Source organism: Cecembia lonarensis LW9 (assembly GCF_000298295.1).
Taxonomy (GTDB): Bacteria; Bacteroidota; Bacteroidia; order Cytophagales; family Cyclobacteriaceae; genus Cecembia; species Cecembia lonarensis.
In genome coordinates this window covers 1-1021 of sequence record NZ_AMGM01000213.1, presented here as the reverse complement: position 1 = coordinate 1021, position 1021 = coordinate 1, and the positions used below count along the sequence as shown (strand labels likewise).

Genomic DNA, 1021 nt, shown 5'->3' with positions numbered 1-1021 from the left:
AAGGAAGCGATCCGTGTGCTGACTCGCACGGCGGCCTGTGAATGGGCGGCCGACGGCATCCGGGTCAATGCGATTCTTCCGCTGGCAAGCTCCCCGTCGCTGCAACACTGGGAGCGCATCAACCCCGAGGAAGCACGGGAATACATGACGACCATTCCCTTGGGACGCATGGGCGACACCGAGAAGGACATCGGCCCGGCTGTCGTGTTCCTCTGCTCGGAGAACTCCCGCTACATCACCGGCCATTCCCTGCCGGTGGACGGCGGACAAGTGCTCATGCGCTGAGCATCCCACAGACCCTCAGCTCGCATCAGCAAGGCCTTCATCGATGATGGCCCAGCCATTGATGCGCGGCTACCCCACCGGCAGAGCTAGACAGTTCACCGGCACCACACCAAAGAAATAGGAGAAGCCATGACTACTGAAATGACAGAAGTCACTGACGCCGAGCAGTTCGACGAGGTTCGCCTCATCGACGCGGGCAGCAACCCGACCCGCTTCGCCCGCGGCTGGCACTGCCTGGGCCTGGCCAAGGACTTCCGCAACGGCAAGCCGCACACCGTTAAGGTCTTCGGCACCAAGGTCGTCATCTGGGCAGACACCAAGGGCAAGCTCAATGTGCTGGATGCCTTCTGCCGCCACATGGGCGGCGATCTGTCCAAGGGCGAAATCAAGGGCGACGAGATCTCGTGCCCGTTCCACGACTGGCGCTGGGGCGGCGACGGCAAGTGCAAGGACGTGCCGTACGCCCAGCGCGTGCCGCTGCGCGCCCGCACCGCAGCTTGGGAGACCATGGAGACGAACGGCCTGCTCTTCGTCTGGAACGACCCAGAAGGCAACCCTCCTCCGGCTGACGTCATCATCCCGGAGATCCCCGGCTTCGGCACCGACGAGTGGAGCGACTGGTCCTGGAACACCTTCCTGGTCGAGGGCTCGAACTGCCGCGAGATCGTGGCAACGTCGTTGACATGGCGCACTTCTTCTACGTGCATTACCAGATGCCGCAGTACTTCAAGAACAT

Annotated in this window: 2 protein-coding genes and 1 pseudogene; all 3 read left to right on the top strand. The window is 62.7% G+C overall.

Annotated features, from left to right (window positions below):
* Positions 1-285 (top strand): SDR family oxidoreductase (locus B879_RS23835; RefSeq protein WP_040401540.1); only part of this gene is annotated, 285 nt, incomplete at its 5' end.
* 129 nt (positions 286-414) lie between these two features.
* Positions 415-894, top strand: a pseudogene (locus B879_RS23830) (Rieske 2Fe-2S domain-containing protein); the annotation flags it as partial.
* A gap of 74 nt (positions 895-968) precedes the next feature.
* On the top strand, positions 969-1021 hold a 53-nt coding region (locus tag B879_RS23825), incomplete at its 3' end, for a hypothetical protein (RefSeq protein WP_497706789.1).